We start from the raw sequence: 21332 nt of genomic DNA on the forward strand, positions 1-21332 counted from the left end.
AAGCAGGCTACTCAACGTCCCTGAGGGTAAGTAATTAGGAAAAGAAATGCTAGTTAAAGCTATTATAATCTTCCTTTTATTATTGGTTACCAGACCAGCTTGCGCCGCATTTTCTGAGGGTGACTACCGATTTGAACTTGAAATTGGAGGACGAACACGTAGCTATTTGGTACATATACCGCCTAAATCCGGACCCCTACCTGTCGTAATCAATTTGCATGGCGGTGGAGGCAATGCCCAACAGCATCGCGAAACTACGGGAATGGATGCTGCAGCCGATCATGATGGCTATATTGCAGTTTATCCTAATGGCAGCGGGTTGCTATCGGAACGACTATTAACCTGGAACGCTGGAAATTGCTGTGCTTATGCTCAAACTCAAGGGATCGATGATGTGGGATTCATTTCTGCGTTACTGGGGGATCTGGAAAAACGCGCAAATATTGATAGTCACCGTATTTATGCTGTCGGTCATTCCAATGGTGGCATGATGGCCCATCGTCTTGGAGAAGCATTGCCGGAACGAATTACCGCAATTGCTTCGATTGCCGGATCACATGTGCCGACTGCTGCAAATGGCCGAGCTATTCCGGTGTTGCATATCCATAGCGAAGATGATCCGCGAGCTCTCTATTATGGCGGCCTTGGGCCTCCCTTTCCTTTAACCGGAACAAGGGTTTTTCATCCATCAGTGAACGCTGCACTATCGGAGTGGGTTCGCCATGATGGTTGTAATTCGGTTCCTACAGAGGTAGCATTTAAATCGAATGGAACGCATACGGCAAGGAAATTGGTTTATGAAAATTGCTTTGATGGTGCTCAGGTCGTGCTATGGAAGCTCACCAGTGCTGGTCATGGATGGCCCGGTGGTAAACCCATTCTTAAAAAGCTAGTCGGCCCCAGCACAAACGTCATCGACGCAAATACGGAAGTTTGGGCATTTTTCTTGCAGTTTCAGTTGCCTTAATAAAACATAAACATCCAAAATACACGTTTTTTTTAAAAAAGACGCTACGAACTTGGTGATAGAAAAAAGGGTTTTGTTGCAGTTTTTTAAATAAAAGGGTAGTATCCGTGTCTCGCTCTGCAAACACCTTGCAAACATTAATCGCCACCACCACAACCTCCGCCGCAACCGCTATCTCCTCCATCACCACTACCCGCATCGGACCAGTCACCAAAGCCATCGGTAAAGCCGTCGAAATCCGCACTAGAAAAATCACCACCACAGTATGATGTGCCCCTTGAGTTATCAGCAGGTTTAAGTCCTCGGCAATCAGCTGCATAGAAAAAGCCATCGTCTATGTTGAGTTTTTTGTCAATGGCGAATAATAGTGGTAAACGACTAGGTTTGCGTGGATCAATATTTTCTTCCCGGCAAGTTAGCCACCAAATACGCCGCAAACCGGTATTGTCTTGTCGGTTTTTGCTTAGAACCACTGCTGGGGTGTGATGGAAAAAACCACCGAAAGCTTTACGGCAAAATAATTCATAGTGACGAGTATATAGAATCAGTTCATGCCAGAGATCATCGGTTACCTGTGATGGCATTGCTACAAAACGGCATCCGCCTTGCATATAGGCCAGAAAAAACTGACGTAAGGCACGCCCTGCCAATTGGCAATCTTTCAGTGACAGTTCTGGGCGTCGTTTACGCAATTTTTCATAGAGGCCTGCCGGAAAACTATAAGTGCGGATATAGTCGCTCCGCACACTACGGCGCCAACGACGCCAAACTAATGTCAATAGCAACAGCAGAGTTAATATAATTACAATGGACAACATCTTCATCCGGTTTGAATGGGCTTTGTTGAATAAATCAAAAAATGGACATAGCTCCCTATTTTCTGGCAATGTTTAAATTTTAACAGACACAGGCATGCCTAAGTCGGTCATCCGATTGAGCGCAACGGCACTTGCCAAAGCCTCCGCTTTTTGTTGCGGCAGCTGACGCGCTTTCATCGTGTTGCCAAAAATCCGCTTGTAGCGTTGCATGGCCAGTTCGACATAATTACGCAAGCCATAGCCGGTCTTTTTTTGCCAAGCGATACGGCCATACTGGTCGATTACTTTGATATGGTTGTCTCGCTGGCTATCGCCTGCGGGTGAACAAACAGCGGTCTTATGCGGTGGAACGATTACTTGTGCATCCGGCTTCAGACTTAACACCGCTTTACAAACCGGATCGCCATCGTAGGCGCCATCGGCAATGAAGGTGTCAAATGGCGTGTCGATTTGGTCAAGCAAATCCGGTACCGCCGATGGATCTCCTGTTTCCGGCGTGGTCAGTTCGCAGGCGATGATTTGATGGTTTTCATCGACCGCAAGGTGCAGTTTACGCCAGGTGCGCCGTGCAGCAACTTCATGTTTTTCTTGATGCCATTCGTCCTTACCGTAAACCTTAAGGCCGGTTGAATCGACAATCACAATACTGCCTGGAGCCAATTCTTGGGTCAATTTATGTCGGGGTAAGGCAACGCTACGCTTGGATAAGTTACTGAAATCAGGGATGGTAATGTCGATGTCCAAAGCCGTGATCAGTGAATTCATAAAGCCTTGTGTTTGCCGGAGCGGCAGGCGGAATACCTGACGAATCATTAAGCTGGTTTCAATCGCAAGCGCGGAGTATTTTTGGGGACTGCCACGACTACCCGTCTTGGCTGGATGCCATTCAGCTATTGCCTCTTCGGTAAAATACACCGTGAAATCACCGCGATTCCTTAACGCATTATTATACGCAGGCCAATTGGTAACTTTATAACGAGGTTTGTCGATTTTATCGCGGATTTTCTCGTTATACTTGTATGGCATCTTCTTGATTGGCAGGCTCTAAAAAGCTAATTTTACCAAATGTCCGATTTATTCAACAACGCCGTCCGGCGGAAGGCTGGCTTTTGGTTCCTGAACAATTTGCGACAGAACCCTGTCTGAATGCCTATAGTTGAGTTATATCTTATTTAGCCTTACTTTTTCTTCGATGGTTATATCAAGAGCATCTACAATTTTCACCATCATTGCGAATGATGCGCTCGCAAAATCATTGGTTTCGTATCTTTGAATTTGTTGTTCTTTCATGCCTAATTTTAAGGCGAGGTCTTTCTGTGTTAATGCCCTAGCAATTCTCGCTTTTATTATCACATTAGGCAGATCATGAAATGATTTTGCCAAGATTATTTTTACTGCTCCGCTTTTTAGATATTCAAATTCTTCAATTTCTCTTTTGAGTTTCAAAACATCAGTTTCTAATGCATCAATTTGCATTTTTAATTTCAAATCGGCACTAGATTGATATTGTGTTGTTAACTGCACCAAAATTGACTCGAACTTACGAAGTGTATTTCCGGTAATTTTTAATTGCCTTTCATTCTTAATCATATTGTCACCTTAAGGTTCAAGCTCAACAACGCCTTTAGCGATTCCGTTTCTATCGTGCTGAAAAAATACAAGATACGTGGCGCCTGTTTCTTTCACGGAAAACTCAGCCCCGCGAATATCACCGCGATATTTTTCTTCAATTCGCACTTTTCCTTCTGCTGTATAGTTAAGCAGCACTGGATCCAAATCCTCCACGAGCACACCATCCATTTTCCAACAAAGATCATAGTCACCGGGTATTTCCTTATCAGTTACAAAACTCCCGTCTACATAAACCGACTTACAGCCTACCTTGGATAGCTCGACTAGAAGCATTTTTAACCCTTCTAAAAGCCATACGCGTTTTGGGTTGTAACCATAGCGCTCGTGGAACTCAACCCAAGTAGCCTTATGAATTCCTGGTGGGAGTTTACCTGAGCTTGTAAAGTTAGGAATCATATTAACACATCTATTTTGTTGTGTTTATGATAACAAATTACCTATAATCTATCAAGATAACCTCGTCATCAGAAAGAATGTCCACAATTATCGAAGCTTTGTTGAATGAATCAAAAAACGTGTACGTTTAAACGAACGCCAACAAAGTTCCATAGGGTATTACGGGGCTTTGTCGCAAATTTTTCAGGAACCTAAAGCCAGCCTTCCGCCGGACGGCTTTGTTGAATAAATCAAAAAATGGACATAGCTCCCTATTTTCTGGCAATGTTTAAATTTTAACAGACACAGGCATGCCTAAGTCGGTCATCCGATTGAGCGCAACGGCACTTGCCAAAGCCTCCGCTTTTTGTTGCGGCAGCTGACGCGCTTTCATCGTGTTGCCAAAAATCCGCTTGTAGCGTTGCATGGCCAGTTCGACATAATTACGCAAGCCATAGCCGGTCTTTTTTTGCCAAGCGATACGGCCATACTGGTCGATTACTTTGATATGGTTGTCTCGCTGGCTATCGCCTGCGGGTGAACAAACAGCGGTCTTATGCGGTGGAACGATTACTTGTGCATCCGGCTTCAGACTTAACACCGCTTTACAAACCGGATCGCCATCGTAGGCGCCATCGGCAATGAAGGTGTCAAATGGCGTGTCGATTTGGTCAAGCAAATCCGGTACCGCCGATGGATCTCCTGTTTCCGGCGTGGTCAGTTCGCAGGCGATGATTTGATGGTTTTCATCGACCGCAAGGTGCAGTTTACGCCAGGTGCGCCGTGCAGCAACTTCATGTTTTTCTTGATGCCATTCGTCCTTACCGTAAACCTTAAGGCCGGTTGAATCGACAATCACAATACTGCCTGGAGCCAATTCTTGGGTCAATTTATGTCGGGGTAAGGCAACGCTACGCTTGGATAAGTTACTGAAATCAGGGATGGTAATGTCGATGTCCAAAGCCGTGATCAGTGAATTCATAAAGCCTTGTGTTTGCCGGAGCGGCAGGCGGAATACCTGACGAATCATTAAGCTGGTTTCAATCGCAAGCGCGGAGTATTTTTGGGGACTGCCACGACTACCCGTCTTGGCTGGATGCCATTCAGCTATTGCCTCTTCGGTAAAATACACCGTGAAATCACCGCGATTCCTTAACGCATTATTATACGCAGGCCAATTGGTAACTTTATAACGAGGTTTGTCGATTTTATCGCGGATTTTCTCGTTATACTTGTATGGCATCTTCTTGATTGGCAGGCTCTAAAAAGCTAATTTTACCAAATGTCCGATTTATTCAACAACGCCCATCATTGATAAGAAGCAACGGCCAGTTGCGGTTGTGGTATCAATATTTTCACGTAATGGGGGTTCTAAGCCCTAAACCTCGAAATTTTTTTAATCGTTTTAAAACAGTTACATAAAAACACAAATGTTTCAAAATCATTGGCCGACCGTAAGAATTACCTTCGTAAATGAGTAACAGGCAGCACAAGAAAAGAAAAATCTGAGTTTTCTTGCGGCTGGTATTCAAATCCAGTGATACCAAGGGTTACGGGGCGACTTTACTCATTTACGAAGGAATCCTTGCGGCCACCAACGTCAGCCACCTCCATTAAGTCGATGGCTATAGCACAAAATTAAACAAACTAATGCACAAACAAACAAACAAATTAATTATACTAGAGGTTGTTTCTTGCTTTTCATTCATGGCGTTAATATGACTTGATCCGCGTTTACAGGGGTCAAGGTAAGGATTCGTGCGATTTTGGGCAATAGTAGCTAAACTCATGTGATTTATGCATCTATGATGCAAAATTATCATGTTTTGTCTGTCGGAAAACAGATGTTTTCCGATGGGTTTAATAAAATGCCACTTTTGCCGTTAAAATCGGCCTCAATAATGTACGAAAAACGGTGTCGCTATGGTGCGTTATACGGAAACTACGGACAATTGGTTTTCCGCGCATGATCATGGTCGCTATTGCCCAAAATCACACGAATCCTTACGGTCACCCTACAGTGTCCAGCAAGTCACATATACTCTTATCCTGTCTTAAATATTGATATAGCGTTTCACGGCTAACGCCATACTCACGAGCCAGCGCCGCCTTCGACTCTTTTGCCTCAGCCCGCCGCCGTAACTCCGCTACTTGCTCTTCTGTCAGCGCCTTTTTCCGTCCACGGTAAGCCCCTCTCCGCTTAGCAAGCGTAATACCTTCGCGCTGCCGCTCTTTGATCAAAGCCCGCTCGAATTCGGCAAAAGAACCCATCACGGACAGTAGCAACGTTGCCATTGGCGAATCCTCGCCAGTAAAAACAAGGCTTTCTTTGATGAACTCGACCTTTATACCTCGACCGGTCAATTGCTGTACCAAGCTACGCAAATCAACCAAATTTCTCGCTAGACGATCCATGCTGTGAATGACAACAGTATCACCCTCCCTGGCGTAATCCAATAATGCTTCTAGTGCTGGCCGATGCGTATCCTTACCTGATGCCTTATCTGTAAAAACCTTGCTGACTTCGACTTGCTCAAGCTGTCTATCCGGGTTCTGGTCGAAAGAACTGACTCTGATATATCCAATACGCTGCAAGATCACCCCCAAAATACAAAATGTGTCAGGATGAAATCTATAACCCTTACCCCTATGTGTCAAGAAATATAAAAATACACTCTATTCTGACTGAATATGGGCGTTGTTGAATAAATCGGACATTTGGTAAAATTAGCTTTTTAGAGCCTGCCAATCAAGAAGATGCCATACAAGTATAACGAGAAAATCCGCGATAAAATCGACAAACCTCGTTATAAAGTTACCAATTGGCCTGCGTATAATAATGCGTTAAGGAATCGCGGTGATTTCACGGTGTATTTTACCGAAGAGGCAATAGCTGAATGGCATCCAGCCAAGACGGGTAGTCGTGGCAGTCCCCAAAAATACTCCGCGCTTGCGATTGAAACCAGCTTAATGATTCGTCAGGTATTCCGCCTGCCGCTCCGGCAAACACAAGGCTTTATGAATTCACTGATCACGGCTTTGGACATCGACATTACCATCCCTGATTTCAGTAACTTATCCAAGCGTAGCGTTGCCTTACCCCGACATAAATTGACCCAAGAATTGGCTCCAGGCAGTATTGTGATTGTCGATTCAACCGGCCTTAAGGTTTACGGTAAGGACGAATGGCATCAAGAAAAACATGAAGTTGCTGCACGGCGCACCTGGCGTAAACTGCACCTTGCGGTCGATGAAAACCATCAAATCATCGCCTGCGAACTGACCACGCCGGAAACAGGAGATCCATCGGCGGTACCGGATTTGCTTGACCAAATCGACACGCCATTTGACACCTTCATTGCCGATGGCGCCTACGATGGCGATCCGGTTTGTAAAGCGGTGTTAAGTCTGAAGCCGGATGCACAAGTAATCGTTCCACCGCATAAGACCGCTGTTTGTTCACCCGCAGGCGATAGCCAGCGAGACAACCATATCAAAGTAATCGACCAGTATGGCCGTATCGCTTGGCAAAAAAAGACCGGCTATGGCTTGCGTAATTATGTCGAACTGGCCATGCAACGCTACAAGCGGATTTTTGGCAACACGATGAAAGCGCGTCAGCTGCCGCAACAAAAAGCGGAGGCTTTGGCAAGTGCCGTTGCGCTCAATCGGATGACCGACTTAGGCATGCCTGTGTCTGTTAAAATTTAAACATTGCCAGAAAATAGGGAGCTATGTCCATTTTTTGATTTATTCAACAAAGCCCACATAACTGGTTTGACTATCCCGAGTTGTTCCCGCAAACATTCCGCCTCTAGTTGCAAAAACAAACACTTTTTTTCCTGATAACAATCCTTCTGGGCCTGTTTCTGTATAACGAAACGTTATGCCTGCCCGGGCTATTTGATCAAAATAGGCTTTGAGTGTGGAGGGAATGCCAAAGTTGTACATAGGTAAGCCTATGACAATGTATTCAGCCTGTTTTTCTCATTAATCAGTACGTCCGAGGTGGCTACATAGGCTTTTTGTTCAGGGCTTCGACTATCCTCTGGTGCAAAAAATGCAGCAACGCCTTGGGCATCTAGATGTGGTAATGGTTCATTTGCCAAATCACGTACTATAATTTGCGTATTGGGTTTATTCGTTTGCCATAGGGCAACAAATTCATTGGCTAATTGGCTGGAGTTGCCTGCTGTTGAAAAAATGCTGGAATTAATTTGTAAGAGAGTAGTCATGGTTTTTGCTCAAATCAGTGAAGTTGGTAATATTTAACTTCTTATTCATGAGATATAAAAGCATAATAATTGGGTGAAATTAATCAATAAATTAGATAGGTTTTTATGAGCCCATACATCACACTTGAACAATGGCGATCTTTGATAGAAGTCGTGGACGCAGGTGGTTATGCCCAAGCAGCTGAAAAGCTTTGTAAAAGTCAATCGGCTGTCAGTTATGCTGTGCAAAAAATTGAATCCCTGTTAGATATTAAAGTTTTTGAAATTCAAGGTCGTAGAGCCGTACTTACTCCAACGGGACAAATGCTTTACAGGCGTGCATTAGCCTTGGTGAATGAAGCCAATGATCTTGAGCGTGCCGCACATAAACTTTCTGCTGGGTGGGAGGCTATGATCACCGTTGCGGCTGAAATTTTGTTTCCCACCGATCAACTATTGGCTTGTTTGCATCAATTTAGTCAGGAAAGTCCAGGAACACGAGTGGAGCTAATTGAGTCAGTGTTAGGAGGTACTTCTGATGCGTTACTGAGTGGTAATGTGGATTTGGCCATTTCACCACAATTGCCTCCAGGTTTCTTAGGGGAGGTATTGATGCACATCCGTTTGCAAGCCGTCGCTCATGCAGATCACCCACTTCATCATCTAGGTAGAGAATTGACTTACCGAGATTTACGATCCTATCGTCATGTGGTTATTCGTGATTCAGGCACCCGGCGAGATCACCGTACAGTGTCAATAGAGGTTGATCAACGTTGGACAGTCAGTCAGGTTGCGACCTCTATTATGGCCGTGACAATGGGCTATGGTTTTGCTTGGCTTCCGGAAGAGCATATTCGTGAAGAACTGCAAACTGGAATATTAAAATCTCTACCCTTACGGGATGGTAATCTGCGAGAAGTACCGCTTTATTTAGTTCTGGCAAATCCTGATTTCGCTGGTCCTGGAGTAAAACGTCTGGCAGATATACTAAAAGCATCAGTAAACGCAAAAAATCTAAGTAAAATGTAAGCTCGTGCATTCTGCTTTTGATATTCAGCAAATTTTTGGCAGTTTGGTGTTAATAGTCAACTTAATTTGAAGTCTTAGGTTTCAGATAAACTAAGCGAATAATTGCCAAAACTAGGGTTGCTATTCTGTGAATGTTGTTTTTGGGGTTAGGCGAGAATTAAAAATTTATTGGTACATGCGTTTGATTGGTATCATAATGTAATTAACTAACCATTTTTATGCTGGTGTTTTAATGAACTACAAATCAACAATAATAAAAGTTCTCCTATTTGTTATCGCGCAAATAGTATTATTTTCGTCTGTCGGTTACTGTACTGATGTCGATTTTCAAGCTTTAAAAGATAGCTATTATCAAGATCATGTTGGCAAAGGCAAGTATGGTAAGTATTGGTCGCCTATTCCTATTCAGAAATATTGGAATCCTAAAGATTTTTATAAAGCTCCTGGAACCGTACAGGGTGAAGTGAGCAGTGAGCAATGTGTCGCTTGCCATCAGACGCTGACTCCAGGGGCTTACCATGCCTGGAAAGAGAGTGTACACGCCAATCTGGATGCTATTCGCGCCATGGGCGATAGCAATGATGCACGATTTTACAAAAAACAAAAACTGGAGCAGGTTGAGCAAAATTTGCGTAAACAGGGTTTACTTGCTGAAAATGCGCAACTTAAGCAAGTCGGTTGTATAGATTGCCATGCCAGTGTCGGAGCAAAGACGGTAGATCATTCCAAAAACTTGATTATGCCTGATCGAGCTGTCTGTGGTTCTTGCCATGTTGAGCAATTTGCTGAGGCAGAAGCGGAAAAACAACAAACCTGGCCACAGGGTCAATGGCCCAAGGGACATCCTTCGCATGCCGCAGATTGGAACGCGAATGTAGAAACGGCTATTTGGGCTGCCATGCCAGAACGTGAAATCGCGCAAGGGTGTGATATGTGTCATTACCAACAAAACAAATGCGATGGTTGTCATACTCGACATAGCTTTTCGGTTGCTGAAGCACGGCAACCGGAAGCATGTGCTACTTGTCATAATGGTGCCGATCATAACGAATTTGAAAACTTCATGTTATCCAAACATGGCACCATTTATCAAACGCAGGGTAAGGCAAAATGGAATTTTGAGGCGCAGCTAAAAGATGCCCTCACCAAAGGTCACTACACGGCACCGACTTGCCAATATTGTCATTTTGAATTTGAAGGTCAGTTCTCACATAATCTGATACGTAAAGTGCGGTGGGGATTTAACCCGACGCCTGCCATTGCAAATAATCTTAATCATCCCTGGTTTGATGAGCGTAAACAAGATTGGAATAGCACCTGTAGCAATTGTCATTCAGCCAGTTTTGCTGATGCTTATCTGACTGCTGCGGATAAAGGTACAATCGCTGGTTTGAAGGTCGAGCAGGAAGCTAAACAGGTTGTCGAGAAATTATATAAAGATGGCTTACTAACGGGTCAAAATACTAATCGTCCTGCGCCGCCAGCGCCTGAAAAAGATGCTGCAGGTGGCTTTTTTCAATTGTTCTGGGCTAAGGGCAATAATCCTAGTACGGTTGAACGTACACATGCCGATATGTGGGAGCATGATCTAATTAAGTTATATAAAGGACTTTTCCATGTAAATCCTGGTGGTTTTACCTATACCGAAGGTTGGTCTGAGCTAATGAAAGATTATACGCAGATCATGAACGAGAATACTGTGCTAAGAGAAAAACAAGGCAACAGGCCATCGAAAGCAGATAAGCAAATTGACGAAGCATCCAACACGAATTATGTGATTGCTATTTTCTTGGTACTGTTAGGTGTTGGTATCTTCTGGTTTCGTAAGCGTTAATTTATGGAATTAACCATAAATCTGTTTTTAGTATGAAGCTTTCTCGAAGTCGATGGTTGGCTGTTGTTGGTATCGTCTGCATCTTATCCGGTATCTGGGTTGGTTGGTTTGGATTGCCAGTATGGTCATCTCCACCTTTAAGGTGGCAAAAAATACAGGAAATCAAATATGGTCAGCCCGGTTTTCCAGAATTAACCAGCCCTTTTTCAATGGTGGGGGCGACAAAATATGAAGTACGTCAAGGTGACGACATTTCGTTGCTACTGAATTCGATACAATACCGAACAATTACAGATGAAGTGCGACAAGCAATAATTTATTTGCCAGATAATTCTTCAGACCAGCCTTTAACCGAAATGAAGGCGTTGCGACATGATTTGTGGTTGGAAGTCAGTCAGGCTATTCTGCAGCATACCGACGAAAAGACTTTGTTTCTTAGTTGGTGGGATGATGCGCAACGTATTGATTTTCTGACGGGGAGAAAAACTTGGATTCATGCACCAACGGCCACTACATTCGCGAATGCTAATGAACAAGAACTTTGGCAGCAGGTGGCTGGACCGATTGATCCTGACGAACAGGCTTTGCGTCGTTTGGCTAGTTTGCTAGCCATGGACGTGCAACAGGCGCTACAAGAAATGGCTAAAATCCTAACCGCAGATGTGCCTGTTTATTGGTTGGTTTGTCTGGATGATTTGGCTCGCGTTAGTGAAATTGAAAGGCTTTCTGGAAAACAATTGGGCTTTGAGGCGCGGCTTTTTCCACAATCTGGAGATGTACATAGTCAGATTGCCGAAGTTAAACGCTGGGCAAGTGAAAACGGCACAGGTAGCTATTTGGTACAAAACATCCCTGGACAAGGTGTAAGGGCTTGGCGCATTATGGATAGCGCAACCGAAAATACTCTGCTTGCTAAAATGCTGCCTTTTACGAGTTCTTTGGCAAACCCGGCGGACAATCTGGAAATTGTGTATCAATCAAACTGGGGTGCTTATCTGGCTATCTATCATTGGCTGCGTTAAGTTTTTTAATCTAAGTCTTTACTATCGAAAAGCATCTCATACAGCAATGGCAATTTTTCGGTATTAATGTGTTAATATCCGAAATTAAGTAAGCTAACCCAGTTTAAAACCTACAAAAAAACCCGCGCCACCACTCACTCCTCTGCTGGTAATGACAGATAGCCGGTCAATCAGAAAGCTTCCAGATTCTTTAGCGGCTGTGGCGGCAGAACTGGCCGCAGTTTGTAGGGCTGCATCGCTGACAGTAATAACCCCATAATATTCAGCAACAAACAACAATACCACTATGGCACCGCCAAAAAATAAAGCCAGGCGAAACATTTTTTTAGCAAAATAGCCGACTGCCATGCCAAGAATAAAGGGTGCGCCGAGATTGCCTAATAGAAAGCCACTCGAAAATATATCAGAGCCTGAGGAATTATCAATTACACTATTGTTCATAATGGAGGATTAAAAGCTGGGAAATAACAGATTTAATGAGGTTTTGTTAAAACTCAGAAGAAGATCATGCTATCGGCAGTTTGATAGCTAAGAGTAATCCACATATTGCTTTTTGCATTCCCTCCTGACAGGAGGGAATGCAAAATAAATCTAGAACCAATACATTACAGCCACACGGGCTGTATGAGAAATTAAATTGGCTGAGGCCATTCCATTAGGGTCATAAGAATTCTGAATTACAGGTAGACCCAAGTTTAAGTTTTTATCGTAGTCTGTGTAAAGATATTCTGCGCGTACCGAAAATTTACTATGTGTACGATATTCAACACCTGCACCTAAAATCCAGCCCGCCATCACTGAATTCGCAGTATAAGAATCAGGTGGTTGAACACTATTAGTATAACTGATGGCTGTATCTGCAATACTGACACCACCCGTTGCATATGGCAATAAACCATTGTAAAAGTCATGACCAAATCTTAATAATACTGCACCTTGTACCCGGTTTTTAATTGTAAATTTATCGAAAAGTGTACAGCTAGGAACGCAATTAGGATTATTACTACCTACGCCATCGGGATAGGATAAGTCTAACTCTATGCCTCTCACCCAGCCTGAAGCTGTTTGATTTAGATAACCTACGTTAAGACCAGGTATAAATTTGGTTGACGAAATATTCTGAATGGTTGGTTCTGGAGCAGTGAAAAGTTCACCCTGTTTTGCAACAACCCTCGACTGATTAATGATGGCACCTAAAGTCACACCAGTATAATAACCTGTCCATAAATTGGTGTTTTGGAGGGCTGTATTGGTTGCTGGGTCTTCTTCTGGGATTGGGTCGCAGATAGCAGTCTGAGTTACCAATAACGCTAGAAGCAAACACAATTTTTTGATTACTGTGATATTCAAATACTGTTTTTGGTCAATATTCATAGGGCAATTTTCCATGGAATTACTATATTAAGGATGTTTTGTAGCAAACGTTCATGTTTGTAAAATAAGTGATTTTTGTGATAAGAGTAGCATGATTTTTATACTCAAACCATTGCTTAATTGGAGAATATTATAAGCTATTCAAAAAATAGCTTAGCCAAGCCTAATTGATGTTCTGATATCAACTATGCTTGGCTCATACTCATAATAACAATCTTTATTTTATTGATACCGTAATAGGCGTTTGTGTGGTTAGCGGGCTATAAGTTGCATCGCCAGCTTTGATAGCTGTAATCTGACAAGAGCCATGAATCGATGCAATTCTAAGGAACCAATTACCGCCATATTGATAAAGTTGACAAACCGCTCCACCTGCAGGTGTCGCTGAGACGCTCACTGCACCGGTACCGTTACCACCATTTACAAACAATTCCACAGGGCGAAAACATCCAGTGCTCAAAGTACTTGCTGTTAAAATCAATGGTGATGATTGTCCTATTGGATTTTTTAGTAAGAAATTCACTGTTATAACTACTTGACCTGATACACAGTCTGACTGAAATGGACTTGGCAAACATTCCTGATAATTAAAAGTATCATTAATTGGAGGTTTAGACTGAGCACTAAAAAAATCAATTGTAGGTGTGTAAGTGTAGACGCCGTTTTTATTTATTAAATTACCATGACTTGGATTGCTGGTAGGGGTAAAGGTCGCTCCAGAGGGAACATAACCAGTCTGTGCAGACAGGAAATTTATTGTCCAAATACTAGGCGTCTGTGCAGTACTCCAAGGCATAGAATGAGTAATTGTTGCTGCACTGAATTGATTTACCGTAACAGTCATAGTGGCAGTACCCTTATTGCCAAAACTGTCCTCAATCTGATATTGCAAAGTAGCCGTACCAGTAAAGGTTGCCAGTGGTGTAAACACCACCGTACCTTTATTATCGGTTACTGTCCAGGTACCTTCACCAGGGATTGTGGTGCTGGTGTTAATAGCAGTAGTTGAAAAAGGACTTGTGCCGTTAGCAATAGGGCCAGTGGCAAGATTTACCGTGCTTGGGTTAATAGTTGCACCTGTTTCTGCTACATCGTTAGATGCCGGTGATAGAGTCACTGGAATACTGGGTTCCGAAGATGCACTATCTGGATTAGCAGTTAAACCTGTAGCATTAACAGTCACAGTTGCAGTAGCAGTATTACTTGCACCGCCTGTGCCGTTATCGTTGACTGTATAGGTAATAGATGTTGTGCCGATAAATGGCCCAACACTTTGGCTAACAGGGTCCACGTAAATTGCTGCTGGAGCAAAGGTCAATAACCCTGAGTTATCCACAGACCAAATACCTTGCAGCGTGGAAACAGAACTAACTGGTTCAGAACCCGGTGCAAGATTAACTGTTGACGGAAGCAAAGTGAACCCGTTTGATGCCAAGTCGTTATTAAGAATAGGCAAGGTAACAGACGTATTTGGTTGAGTAGTTCCATTGTCGTTATTTGCTATCGGTTTGACACCGTTAACAGGAGTGCTACCACTATTAGGCGGTGTGCTATTAACCACTACAGTAATCTGAGCGGTATTACTAACATTCGCTGGGTTGGCATTGTCATCGACCACATAGGGTATAGATGCAACACCTGAGTAGTTGGCTACTGGCGTAAATTTAACCTCACCACTCACTACACTCCAGGTACCAACATTTGCAACAGTGTAATTGGCTGTTGGTTTAGTGCTGCCTCCTGGGTTAAATAATAGCGTGGATGGATTGATAGTTACGCCAGTGCCGCTAACAACATCATTTGCCAACACAGGGATGGTTACCGGAGTTGAAGCGTTTGTTGTGGCATAGTCATCATTGGCAACAATTTTACCAGTACTTAACACCGTAATAGTAATGTTTGCCGTATTACTGGTTTGCACAACGCCATTTTGATAAGGCAGGCTAGAGTCAGTATAAGGCACAGTAACGACACCTACAAAACCAGCTATAGGGGTGAAAATTACTTCACCACTACCATCATTAGGTGCAGTGAAGGTACCCTCGCCAAAAATGGTTTTGGTGCTAGGAGTTCCAGATTGTAGTGTGGTGCCTGGATTTAGATTGACTGATTTCAAATCCAGTGCAGCACCTTCCGCAGCTGAGTCGTTTGCAGTAACCACAACATTTACCGGAGTGTTAGGCAGAGTGCTGGCTGCATCGTTTTCAGCGGCTGGGGCTGGATTGATCACTACGGTAATAGTCGCAGTATCGCAAGCGGGTGGTGTTGTTGAAGTACACACTTGATAAGTCAGCGGATAGGTGCCAGCTGGCTCATTGGCTGGCACGACTAATTGTCCATTCGAATTAAAGGTGAAATCAGTCGAACCACCCGTTATGGTAGGTGTCGTGATATTGGAACCTACCGTAACATTGGCACCCCCCAGGTTGTCACCAGTTAATACCGTCAGCAGGGTTGGGCTACTGGAAACTGGCAGGTCTATGGTGCCATTATTAGTTGTATACAAGATCGGAATAATCGTGGTTGGGCTGGTAATAGTATTGCCATTGTTATCATTTGTTGCACTAGTTGAGCCTGTGACATTGATTTTCCCGCTGGCAGGAGCAGTTGGCAATGTAGCTGTACAACTTATCGAGCTGCCGGCTGGTAAATCAACTGGAAGTGTAACCGCAGTATTTGCTGGTAGCAGCTGGCAGGCACTAATAGTTAAAGGTGCGCTGCTAGAAGAGCTGGTCGTAGTGTAACTTGCTGCACATGTAGTTGCTTGCAAAGTGGCAGTACCTGAAGCATTGCTACAAATCACTGTACCTTGTACATTTTTAGCGCTACTGGCAACAGCTGCTGGAAAACCACTCAAACTAACGTTTAATGACGTATTAGTATTGACAGGAATGGTAGTGGAAGCCTTACTACTAGGGGCATTAGTCGCACCTGTAGTACCCGTAATAACTAGTGGGCCGTTATTCGGTGCCGTGCCTTTTACAGTACAGCTTATAGAGCCGCCTACTGGTAACCCAGAGGCTGGGAAAGTGGTGGGGCTGCAAGATGTTGTACCGAAAGAGCTGGTGCAAGTAGGATTTTCTGCGGGTCCTGGACCTGTATTAGTGCAGGTTAGGGTGCCTGAAATCGTATTTCCACTTATGGTAGGTGTGGTTGGGAAGTTAGTTAAACTAGCGCTCATGCCGCTACCTTGCACATTGATATTTACTTTGGCGGTAGTACAGGCATTTGGGTTGTTAAGGGTGCAAATTTGATAATCGATAGTATAGGTGCCAGTCGGTGTATTGACAGGTACTATCAAATTGCCATTGGCATCAAATGAAAAACCGTCAAGGCTGCTAGGTGTGCCAGTTGGGGTAATGGTGCCAGTCGGCGTAATGATGCTAACAAAAGTAGGTTCACTTATATTGGTGCCGACAATCACATTAGAGTTACCCAAGGTATCCGGCGTTGAAAGCTGAGTAAGAACATTAATCGTGCCACCACTAAATGTTTCATTGATAGTAGGGGTATCATAGGCGGCGATAACTGGAATGGTTAGGCTGACTGTGGTTTGATTATTGTTAAAGTTATGATCATTGCTTGCTCCCGTTTTTGCACTTAGATTCAATGTGCCGTTGGCACCCGTGGTCGCTGTAACGGTACAAATGATGCTTTGATTAGCGGGTACTGGTGTTCCAGAGCTCCATGTTTGAAATGTTTGTCCTGTACCCACTTTACAATTACTTAGACTGCCTACATTTGTTGATAAACCACAGATGGGGCTTGTAGCCGCTTCGGTACCATTGTTATAGCAAGTTAGTGTGCCGGTATATTGTGTCTTAGGGCTAGCATCTACAGGGAATCCAGTTAAAGAAATACCCATGTCAGAAAATAAAGCGTTGACACTAGTCGTTGCTGTGTTATTGGTTGAATTTGCATCAACAGATGATGTGGAAATGGTGCTGGTGACTGGAATGGCGCCTTTTCCAGCTACAAATGAAAAGTTAACTGTGTAAGTGGTGCTGGAAGGCAGTGAAGTTGGTAAGCCTATAAAAGTTACAATGCCTGTGCTTGGGTCGTAAGAATAACCACTCGTTGGTAAACCAGTAACAGTGACATTGGTTGGATAATTAGAGCTAGTTCCAATTTTTAGTGAGTAGCTAACATTATTGGCATAATAGTTAGGATTTGGAATAGTGCCGCCAGTAGTAGAATTTGGATCAGGGATTCTGACCGGTTCATTGCCATTATTAGCAAAAGTTACTGTGCCATTTATGGTAGTGCCAACATCTGTTGAGGTTGGATTAACGCCAACGGCTGTTGATACATCCAGGAAGCCACAGGCTGTACTTACGCTAGCAATATTATTGCTTTGAAAGCTATCTGGATTAGGAATATCCGTGGTATTAATTGAACTTTTGACTGTAACCGTACCTGAATTAGGTGCGGTGTAACTATAGGTAATGCCGGAAATACTTGAGGCTGCCGCTAAAGTGTTGGGTAAGGTTAGCTTGACGATACCGTTAGTATAAGTATAAGACCCGCCGGCTGGAAGGTTACCAATAGTGAACCCATTAATAGTAATAGGTGTTTTTCCATCAGCACTGACGCCTGATAAAATAAAGCTGTAAGTTATATGATCAGCGCTGCTATTACCATTGTTGGCGAAACTGAAACTACCATTTACAGTGCTGCCTGCTGTTGCATAATTAGGCGCAGTTACCTCTGTAGCCAAGTCAACAACGGTATTGGTTATTGTAAAGCTGGTGGTTATGGGCGCGGTCGAGTAGTACGACCAGAGATCAAGAGCTTTGGAATCGCCAAACCCTGCACTGCTATTACAGTCTTGATTGGCGTTACCATTTCCCGGCCAGTTACGATAAGGAGTCGTAGAGTCCACGCCTAGCAAATTAAAATCTGGGTCAGGTGGTGTGGGAGTAGCATTGCCGCATAAAAACCCGTTAGGCGTACCTATTACTGCGCCACTGCTAGTGATATAGCCACGGTCATCAAAGTAAGCTGTAGTATTGGGTGTGTTGGCGCCGTTTAGGCGTGTTATGGTCGGGCCGCCACTTTGATTGCCTTCGTCATCAATAATTGGTAAATGGATGTTGCCATTTTGACCTTCTAGTTGGAAACTGTATTTACCAACTGGAAATATATTGCCACTATTGTCTTTACCATCCCAGTTAACAGTATGGATGCCGGTTTGTGCAATACCTGTTAATACCCGGTTAGTGGATAATGCAGGATCAAAATTTTTGCCATCAACACTAATGACTATTTGATAAGTAATGGTGTTAGTAGTGGTAAATTGTATATTGGCACCCGCACCCGGAGTAGTAATCCCGTTACCTACTGAACCAGTGAAGTTTATCGTGGAGACCGTGGGTGTGGGAGCAGTATTTGGAATGCCTAAAGCAGTTAGTACCGTATTTGCCTGATTACTATTGACGCCACTTGGGCTAATGTCATTAAAAAAGATTGGGAATTGTGGGGTTTGCGGAACAATTCCATCAGGTAAATAATTGATGCCGGGTGGGTTTGGGAAGTAAGTAATAAACTGCGAATTACCTCTTAGGTCTTTATATAGGGGTTGACCGTTATCTAGAAAGCCTTGGCTGTTAGCATACAGAGAAAAACCACTTGGGTCCATGCCATTTAGAGATTGTGAATACCGATAACCATCTGTGGTAACGTAATAAAGTGTGGAAAATAGCGGACGACCATTTGATCCAGTATAACCATTCCAGGCATAAGTAAATACACGAGCGTTAATATCATTGGTTGAACTGGCGCTATTCCTTACTGTAACATCCCAAGCAGCTACCGACATGGTGCTGGGTGAAATAGTATCAATTAAACCATTAGGTACATTGTAGCCCGAGGTTGCCGCAGTATAAACCACACCATAGACGCCAGTGGTTGGTGCTTTATATGCGCATGGTGTGTAACCGCCCACTTTGGATCCATCTGCGCTACCAGGTCCAGCGAGCTCTGCTGCGCGCGTAGTGATACTGCCTTTGTTGCCTGCACCGTTTGTAGCACAGGAAAAGTTTGCTAGGGGTATATTGGATGTGCTGGTAATGGATTCATTGGCAGTCGTACCAAAATTTTGAGGGTTATAAACCAGAATATCGCCACCAGCACTAATATTGCTGGAGCCTAACAGTATATACTCACCTTGATTGGCATAAACATAAATAAAGGTGACTCGATGGATTATGCCAAGATAATAATATGTTTGCTGCAGATCCAGATCGGCACGTGATCCCTGAGAATTATAGGTATTGGGGTATAAGCTTCGGCTACCTTCAGCTAATACAGAACTATTTCCAAAAAATATCAGAATACCAACAAAAAACAGTTGGAGTAAAAGTGGGAGTTTTTGCAGAAAACGTTGAGTATTCATAGTCCTGTCAATATAAAATTATAACAAACTTAGCTTGTGGTATTAATAATTGTAATGTAAATCAAGGTGTACTACGTGAAGTTTTACTAAACTTCAAATAAAATAAACCAGACTCCAGTTGTAGAAATAAGGTCTATAATATCGTGTAATTATTTTGCGGAGAATCATAATTGCTATAACCCAAATTTTCTAGGCCTAGCTTAACTTTCAATTACTCTGCAGAATAATTAGTTTTTAAACTAACCATCAAAATTAATCTGGCTTCAAACATTTAAAGCCAGTCTTAACTATAGTATCGCATGCATTACTGTTTTATAACAATATCTAAATAACGCCTTTTTATTGCAGCGTGTAGCTATGAATACTAGAGTGTTTGAAATTCCTGGGTATTGTACTAAAGGACAGGTAGAGTCGGAAAGCTAATCGCAATGTAAGATTTAAGGTTATAGTCGCTGTAAGAATTGATAAATATATCTGGATACTTAGGTGGAAATTCACTTTGTCAGTCAGTCAATTTGAACCTATTCTGCGCAGATGAATTATCTTTAGTCGTCTATCGCATAAGTAGTGTTTTAGGCAGATTAGCAATTGATAGCCATTAAAATTTTAGAAGCGCATTGAGTCCAGCTGTATTCCTGAGAAAAAGCGGTTCTTGCTAATTTGAGGGATGCAGAATTATTCTCAGTCAGTAGTGTAGCGATTTTTTTAGCGGCTAAATCCGGTTTTGTGGGATCGACATATGTTGCAAAGTCTTTGCCTATTTCGCGTAAACTTGGAATATCACTGCATAAAACAGGAGTACCATGAGCAAGGGCTTCAATTGGCGGAAATCCAAATCCTTCAATTAAAGAAAGAAAAACAAACAAATCGGCGAATGCGTAACAGGCATGCAGGTCGTTATCGTTAATACCTTTAACAGCTATTACGCCAGGTTGATTTGTTTCGGTAACGCCACAAAAAACAAGCGGTAGTGGGTTAGCAACTAAATCTCGATAAGTTTGATAAGCAGCTAGTACCCCGGCTGCATTTTTATGAGGTAATTGTGATGCCATGGCAAAAATATATGGAAATGCGTATTTTCTTTCACTTGGAGGAAACGTGGTAATGCCATTATGAACCACAGAAATCGTATTTTCACAGCCAAATCGAGCTGTAATGTCATCTGCAGTCGTTTTTGATATGGCGATAATTTTATCGGTGCGTTTTATACTTGAAACGATAGAAGTATTGATAAATAACTCTTCTAATCGACCAAAATATCCAGGATGGTGATCAGCGTACCATAAAGGTATCAAATCATGAATGACAATAACCGTTTTAATATTGGGCGAAAAGTAATTAATCCCTATAGGTAGAAACCCTTTTGGGGAAAAATAAATATCACCGGCCAGTTTTTTTACATTAAGTGCAGCTTGTCCGAAAAACCAGGCTAATCTTGAAAATTTGCCTGGCACAGAATCCGAGACAATAAATTGACTGACAGATGTATGTTCAATAGTAAAGTCCTTGCGGTTTGACGCATTACAAATAACTATTATTTCAGTATTATTATCAATAACTTTTGTCATTGCATTTAGCAAGTTTTTAGCATAGTTATAAATGCCTATACTTTTTCCCTGGCCCAGAACAAGTTCATAGGCATCGAAAATTATGCGCATATTTTTTCCTAAAAT

General features: G+C 42.9%; 17 protein-coding genes. 5 read left to right on the forward strand and 12 right to left on the reverse strand.

Annotated elements, in window-relative coordinates:
• The first annotated feature begins 46 nt into the window (after positions 1–46).
• The gene (locus ABH008_RS03700; protein ID WP_347988517.1) at positions 47–967 is read left to right on the forward strand and encodes an alpha/beta fold hydrolase; all 921 of its coding nucleotides are present in this window, start codon (positions 47–49) and stop codon (positions 965–967) included.
• A 137-nt stretch (positions 968–1104) separates the two neighbouring features.
• On the opposite strand, the gene ABH008_RS03705 is transcribed toward ABH008_RS03700, so the two are convergent.
• The 6 genes from ABH008_RS03705 to ABH008_RS03730 all read right to left on the reverse strand — a co-directional run bounded on the left by ABH008_RS03705 (position 1105) and on the right by ABH008_RS03730 (position 6393).
• Positions 1105–1746 (reverse strand): hypothetical protein, encoded by a 642-nt coding sequence (locus ABH008_RS03705; protein ID WP_347988518.1) that lies wholly within the window; start codon positions 1744–1746, stop codon positions 1105–1107.
• Positions 1747–1857: 111 nt separating this feature from the next.
• Entirely contained in the window at positions 1858–2811 is a 954-nt protein-coding gene (locus tag ABH008_RS03710; protein ID WP_347988512.1) for an IS5 family transposase, read from the reverse strand.
• A gap of 135 nt (positions 2812–2946) precedes the next feature.
• Positions 2947–3375, reverse strand: a complete 429-nt coding sequence (locus ABH008_RS03715) for a helix-turn-helix transcriptional regulator (RefSeq protein ID WP_347988519.1) — start codon at positions 3373–3375, stop codon at positions 2947–2949.
• 9 nt (positions 3376–3384) lie between these two features.
• Positions 3385–3813, reverse strand: coding sequence for a hypothetical protein (locus tag ABH008_RS03720; protein ID WP_347988520.1), 429 nt, complete (start codon positions 3811–3813; stop codon positions 3385–3387).
• A gap of 268 nt (positions 3814–4081) precedes the next feature.
• The gene (locus ABH008_RS03725) at positions 4082–5035 is read right to left on the reverse strand and encodes an IS5 family transposase (protein ID WP_347988512.1); all 954 of its coding nucleotides are present in this window, start codon (positions 5033–5035) and stop codon (positions 4082–4084) included.
• Positions 5036–5802: 767 nt separating this feature from the next.
• Positions 5803–6393 (reverse strand): recombinase family protein, encoded by a 591-nt coding sequence (locus tag ABH008_RS03730; protein WP_347989946.1) that lies wholly within the window; start codon positions 6391–6393, stop codon positions 5803–5805.
• A 156-nt stretch (positions 6394–6549) separates the two neighbouring features.
• Here ABH008_RS03730 and ABH008_RS03735 point away from each other — a divergent pair, with 156 nt between their 5' ends.
• Complete coding sequence (locus ABH008_RS03735) at positions 6550–7503, forward strand: IS5 family transposase (protein ID WP_347988512.1); 954 nt, start codon at positions 6550–6552, stop codon at positions 7501–7503.
• A 39-nt stretch (positions 7504–7542) separates the two neighbouring features.
• On the opposite strand, the gene ABH008_RS03740 is transcribed toward ABH008_RS03735, so the two are convergent.
• Both ABH008_RS03740 and ABH008_RS03745 read right to left on the reverse strand, forming a co-directional pair.
• Positions 7543–7743, reverse strand: coding sequence for an NAD(P)H-dependent oxidoreductase (locus ABH008_RS03740; protein WP_347988521.1), 201 nt, complete (start codon positions 7741–7743; stop codon positions 7543–7545).
• Between the two features lie 8 nt (positions 7744–7751).
• Positions 7752–8027: an NAD(P)H-dependent oxidoreductase gene (locus tag ABH008_RS03745; RefSeq protein WP_347988522.1), complete on the reverse strand. Its 276-nt coding sequence runs from the start codon at positions 8025–8027 to the stop codon at positions 7752–7754.
• Positions 8028–8132: 105 nt separating this feature from the next.
• Here ABH008_RS03745 and ABH008_RS03750 point away from each other — a divergent pair, with 105 nt between their 5' ends.
• The 3 genes from ABH008_RS03750 to haoB all read left to right on the forward strand — a co-directional run bounded on the left by ABH008_RS03750 (position 8133) and on the right by haoB (position 11891).
• Positions 8133–9035, forward strand: a complete 903-nt coding sequence (locus ABH008_RS03750) for a LysR family transcriptional regulator (protein WP_347988523.1) — start codon at positions 8133–8135, stop codon at positions 9033–9035.
• A gap of 232 nt (positions 9036–9267) precedes the next feature.
• The gene (locus ABH008_RS03755; protein WP_347988524.1) at positions 9268–10869 is read left to right on the forward strand and encodes a multiheme c-type cytochrome; all 1602 of its coding nucleotides are present in this window, start codon (positions 9268–9270) and stop codon (positions 10867–10869) included.
• A 32-nt stretch (positions 10870–10901) separates the two neighbouring features.
• The gene (haoB, locus tag ABH008_RS03760) at positions 10902–11891 is read left to right on the forward strand and encodes a hydroxylamine oxidation protein HaoB (protein ID WP_347988525.1); all 990 of its coding nucleotides are present in this window, start codon (positions 10902–10904) and stop codon (positions 11889–11891) included.
• Between the two features lie 93 nt (positions 11892–11984).
• Here haoB and ABH008_RS03765 read toward each other — a convergent pair whose 3' ends face one another.
• From ABH008_RS03765 to ABH008_RS03780, 4 genes are all read right to left on the reverse strand, one after another.
• Complete coding sequence (locus ABH008_RS03765) at positions 11985–12332, reverse strand: FUN14 domain-containing protein (RefSeq protein ID WP_347988526.1); 348 nt, start codon at positions 12330–12332, stop codon at positions 11985–11987.
• Between the two features lie 150 nt (positions 12333–12482).
• Entirely contained in the window at positions 12483–13265 is a 783-nt protein-coding gene (locus tag ABH008_RS03770; protein ID WP_347988527.1) for an outer membrane beta-barrel protein, read from the reverse strand.
• Between the two features lie 217 nt (positions 13266–13482).
• Positions 13483–19659 carry an Ig-like domain-containing protein gene (locus ABH008_RS03775; protein ID WP_347988528.1) on the reverse strand — a complete coding sequence of 2059 codons (6177 nt, stop codon included), beginning with the start codon at positions 19657–19659 and terminating at the stop codon, positions 13483–13485.
• A 581-nt stretch (positions 19660–20240) separates the two neighbouring features.
• Entirely contained in the window at positions 20241–21317 is a 1077-nt protein-coding gene (locus ABH008_RS03780) for a glycosyltransferase family 1 protein (protein ID WP_347988529.1), read from the reverse strand.
• Positions 21318–21332: the final 15 nt, after the last annotated feature.

The sequence above is a fragment of the Methylomonas sp. AM2-LC genome (assembly GCF_039904985.1).
Classification (GTDB): domain Bacteria; phylum Pseudomonadota; class Gammaproteobacteria; order Methylococcales; family Methylomonadaceae; genus Methylomonas.

Bases quoted from the DNA above. Each gene is read 5' to 3' on its own strand.
- ABH008_RS03700 (WP_347988517.1), top strand. From the start codon at position 47: ATGCTAGTTAAAGCTATTATAATCTTCCTTTTATTATTGGTTACCAGA.
- ABH008_RS03710 (WP_347988512.1), bottom strand. From the start codon at position 2,811: ATGCCATACAAGTATAACGAGAAAATCCGCGATAAAATCGACAAACCT.
- ABH008_RS03715 (WP_347988519.1), bottom strand. From the start codon at position 3,375: ATGATTAAGAATGAAAGGCAATTAAAAATTACCGGAAATACACTTCGT.
- ABH008_RS03720 (WP_347988520.1), bottom strand. From the start codon at position 3,813: ATGATTCCTAACTTTACAAGCTCAGGTAAACTCCCACCAGGAATTCAT.
- ABH008_RS03725 (WP_347988512.1), bottom strand. From the start codon at position 5,035: ATGCCATACAAGTATAACGAGAAAATCCGCGATAAAATCGACAAACCT.
- ABH008_RS03735 (WP_347988512.1), top strand. From the start codon at position 6,550: ATGCCATACAAGTATAACGAGAAAATCCGCGATAAAATCGACAAACCT.
- ABH008_RS03740 (WP_347988521.1), bottom strand. From the start codon at position 7,743: ATGTACAACTTTGGCATTCCCTCCACACTCAAAGCCTATTTTGATCAA.
- ABH008_RS03745 (WP_347988522.1), bottom strand. From the start codon at position 8,027: ATGACTACTCTCTTACAAATTAATTCCAGCATTTTTTCAACAGCAGGC.
- ABH008_RS03750 (WP_347988523.1), top strand. From the start codon at position 8,133: ATGAGCCCATACATCACACTTGAACAATGGCGATCTTTGATAGAAGTC.
- ABH008_RS03755 (WP_347988524.1), top strand. From the start codon at position 9,268: ATGAACTACAAATCAACAATAATAAAAGTTCTCCTATTTGTTATCGCG.
- haoB (WP_347988525.1), top strand. From the start codon at position 10,902: ATGAAGCTTTCTCGAAGTCGATGGTTGGCTGTTGTTGGTATCGTCTGC.
- ABH008_RS03765 (WP_347988526.1), bottom strand. From the start codon at position 12,332: ATGAACAATAGTGTAATTGATAATTCCTCAGGCTCTGATATATTTTCG.
- ABH008_RS03770 (WP_347988527.1), bottom strand. From the start codon at position 13,265: ATGAATATTGACCAAAAACAGTATTTGAATATCACAGTAATCAAAAAA.
- ABH008_RS03775 (WP_347988528.1), bottom strand. From the start codon at position 19,659: ATGAATACTCAACGTTTTCTGCAAAAACTCCCACTTTTACTCCAACTG.
- ABH008_RS03780 (WP_347988529.1), bottom strand. From the start codon at position 21,317: ATGCGCATAATTTTCGATGCCTATGAACTTGTTCTGGGCCAGGGAAAA.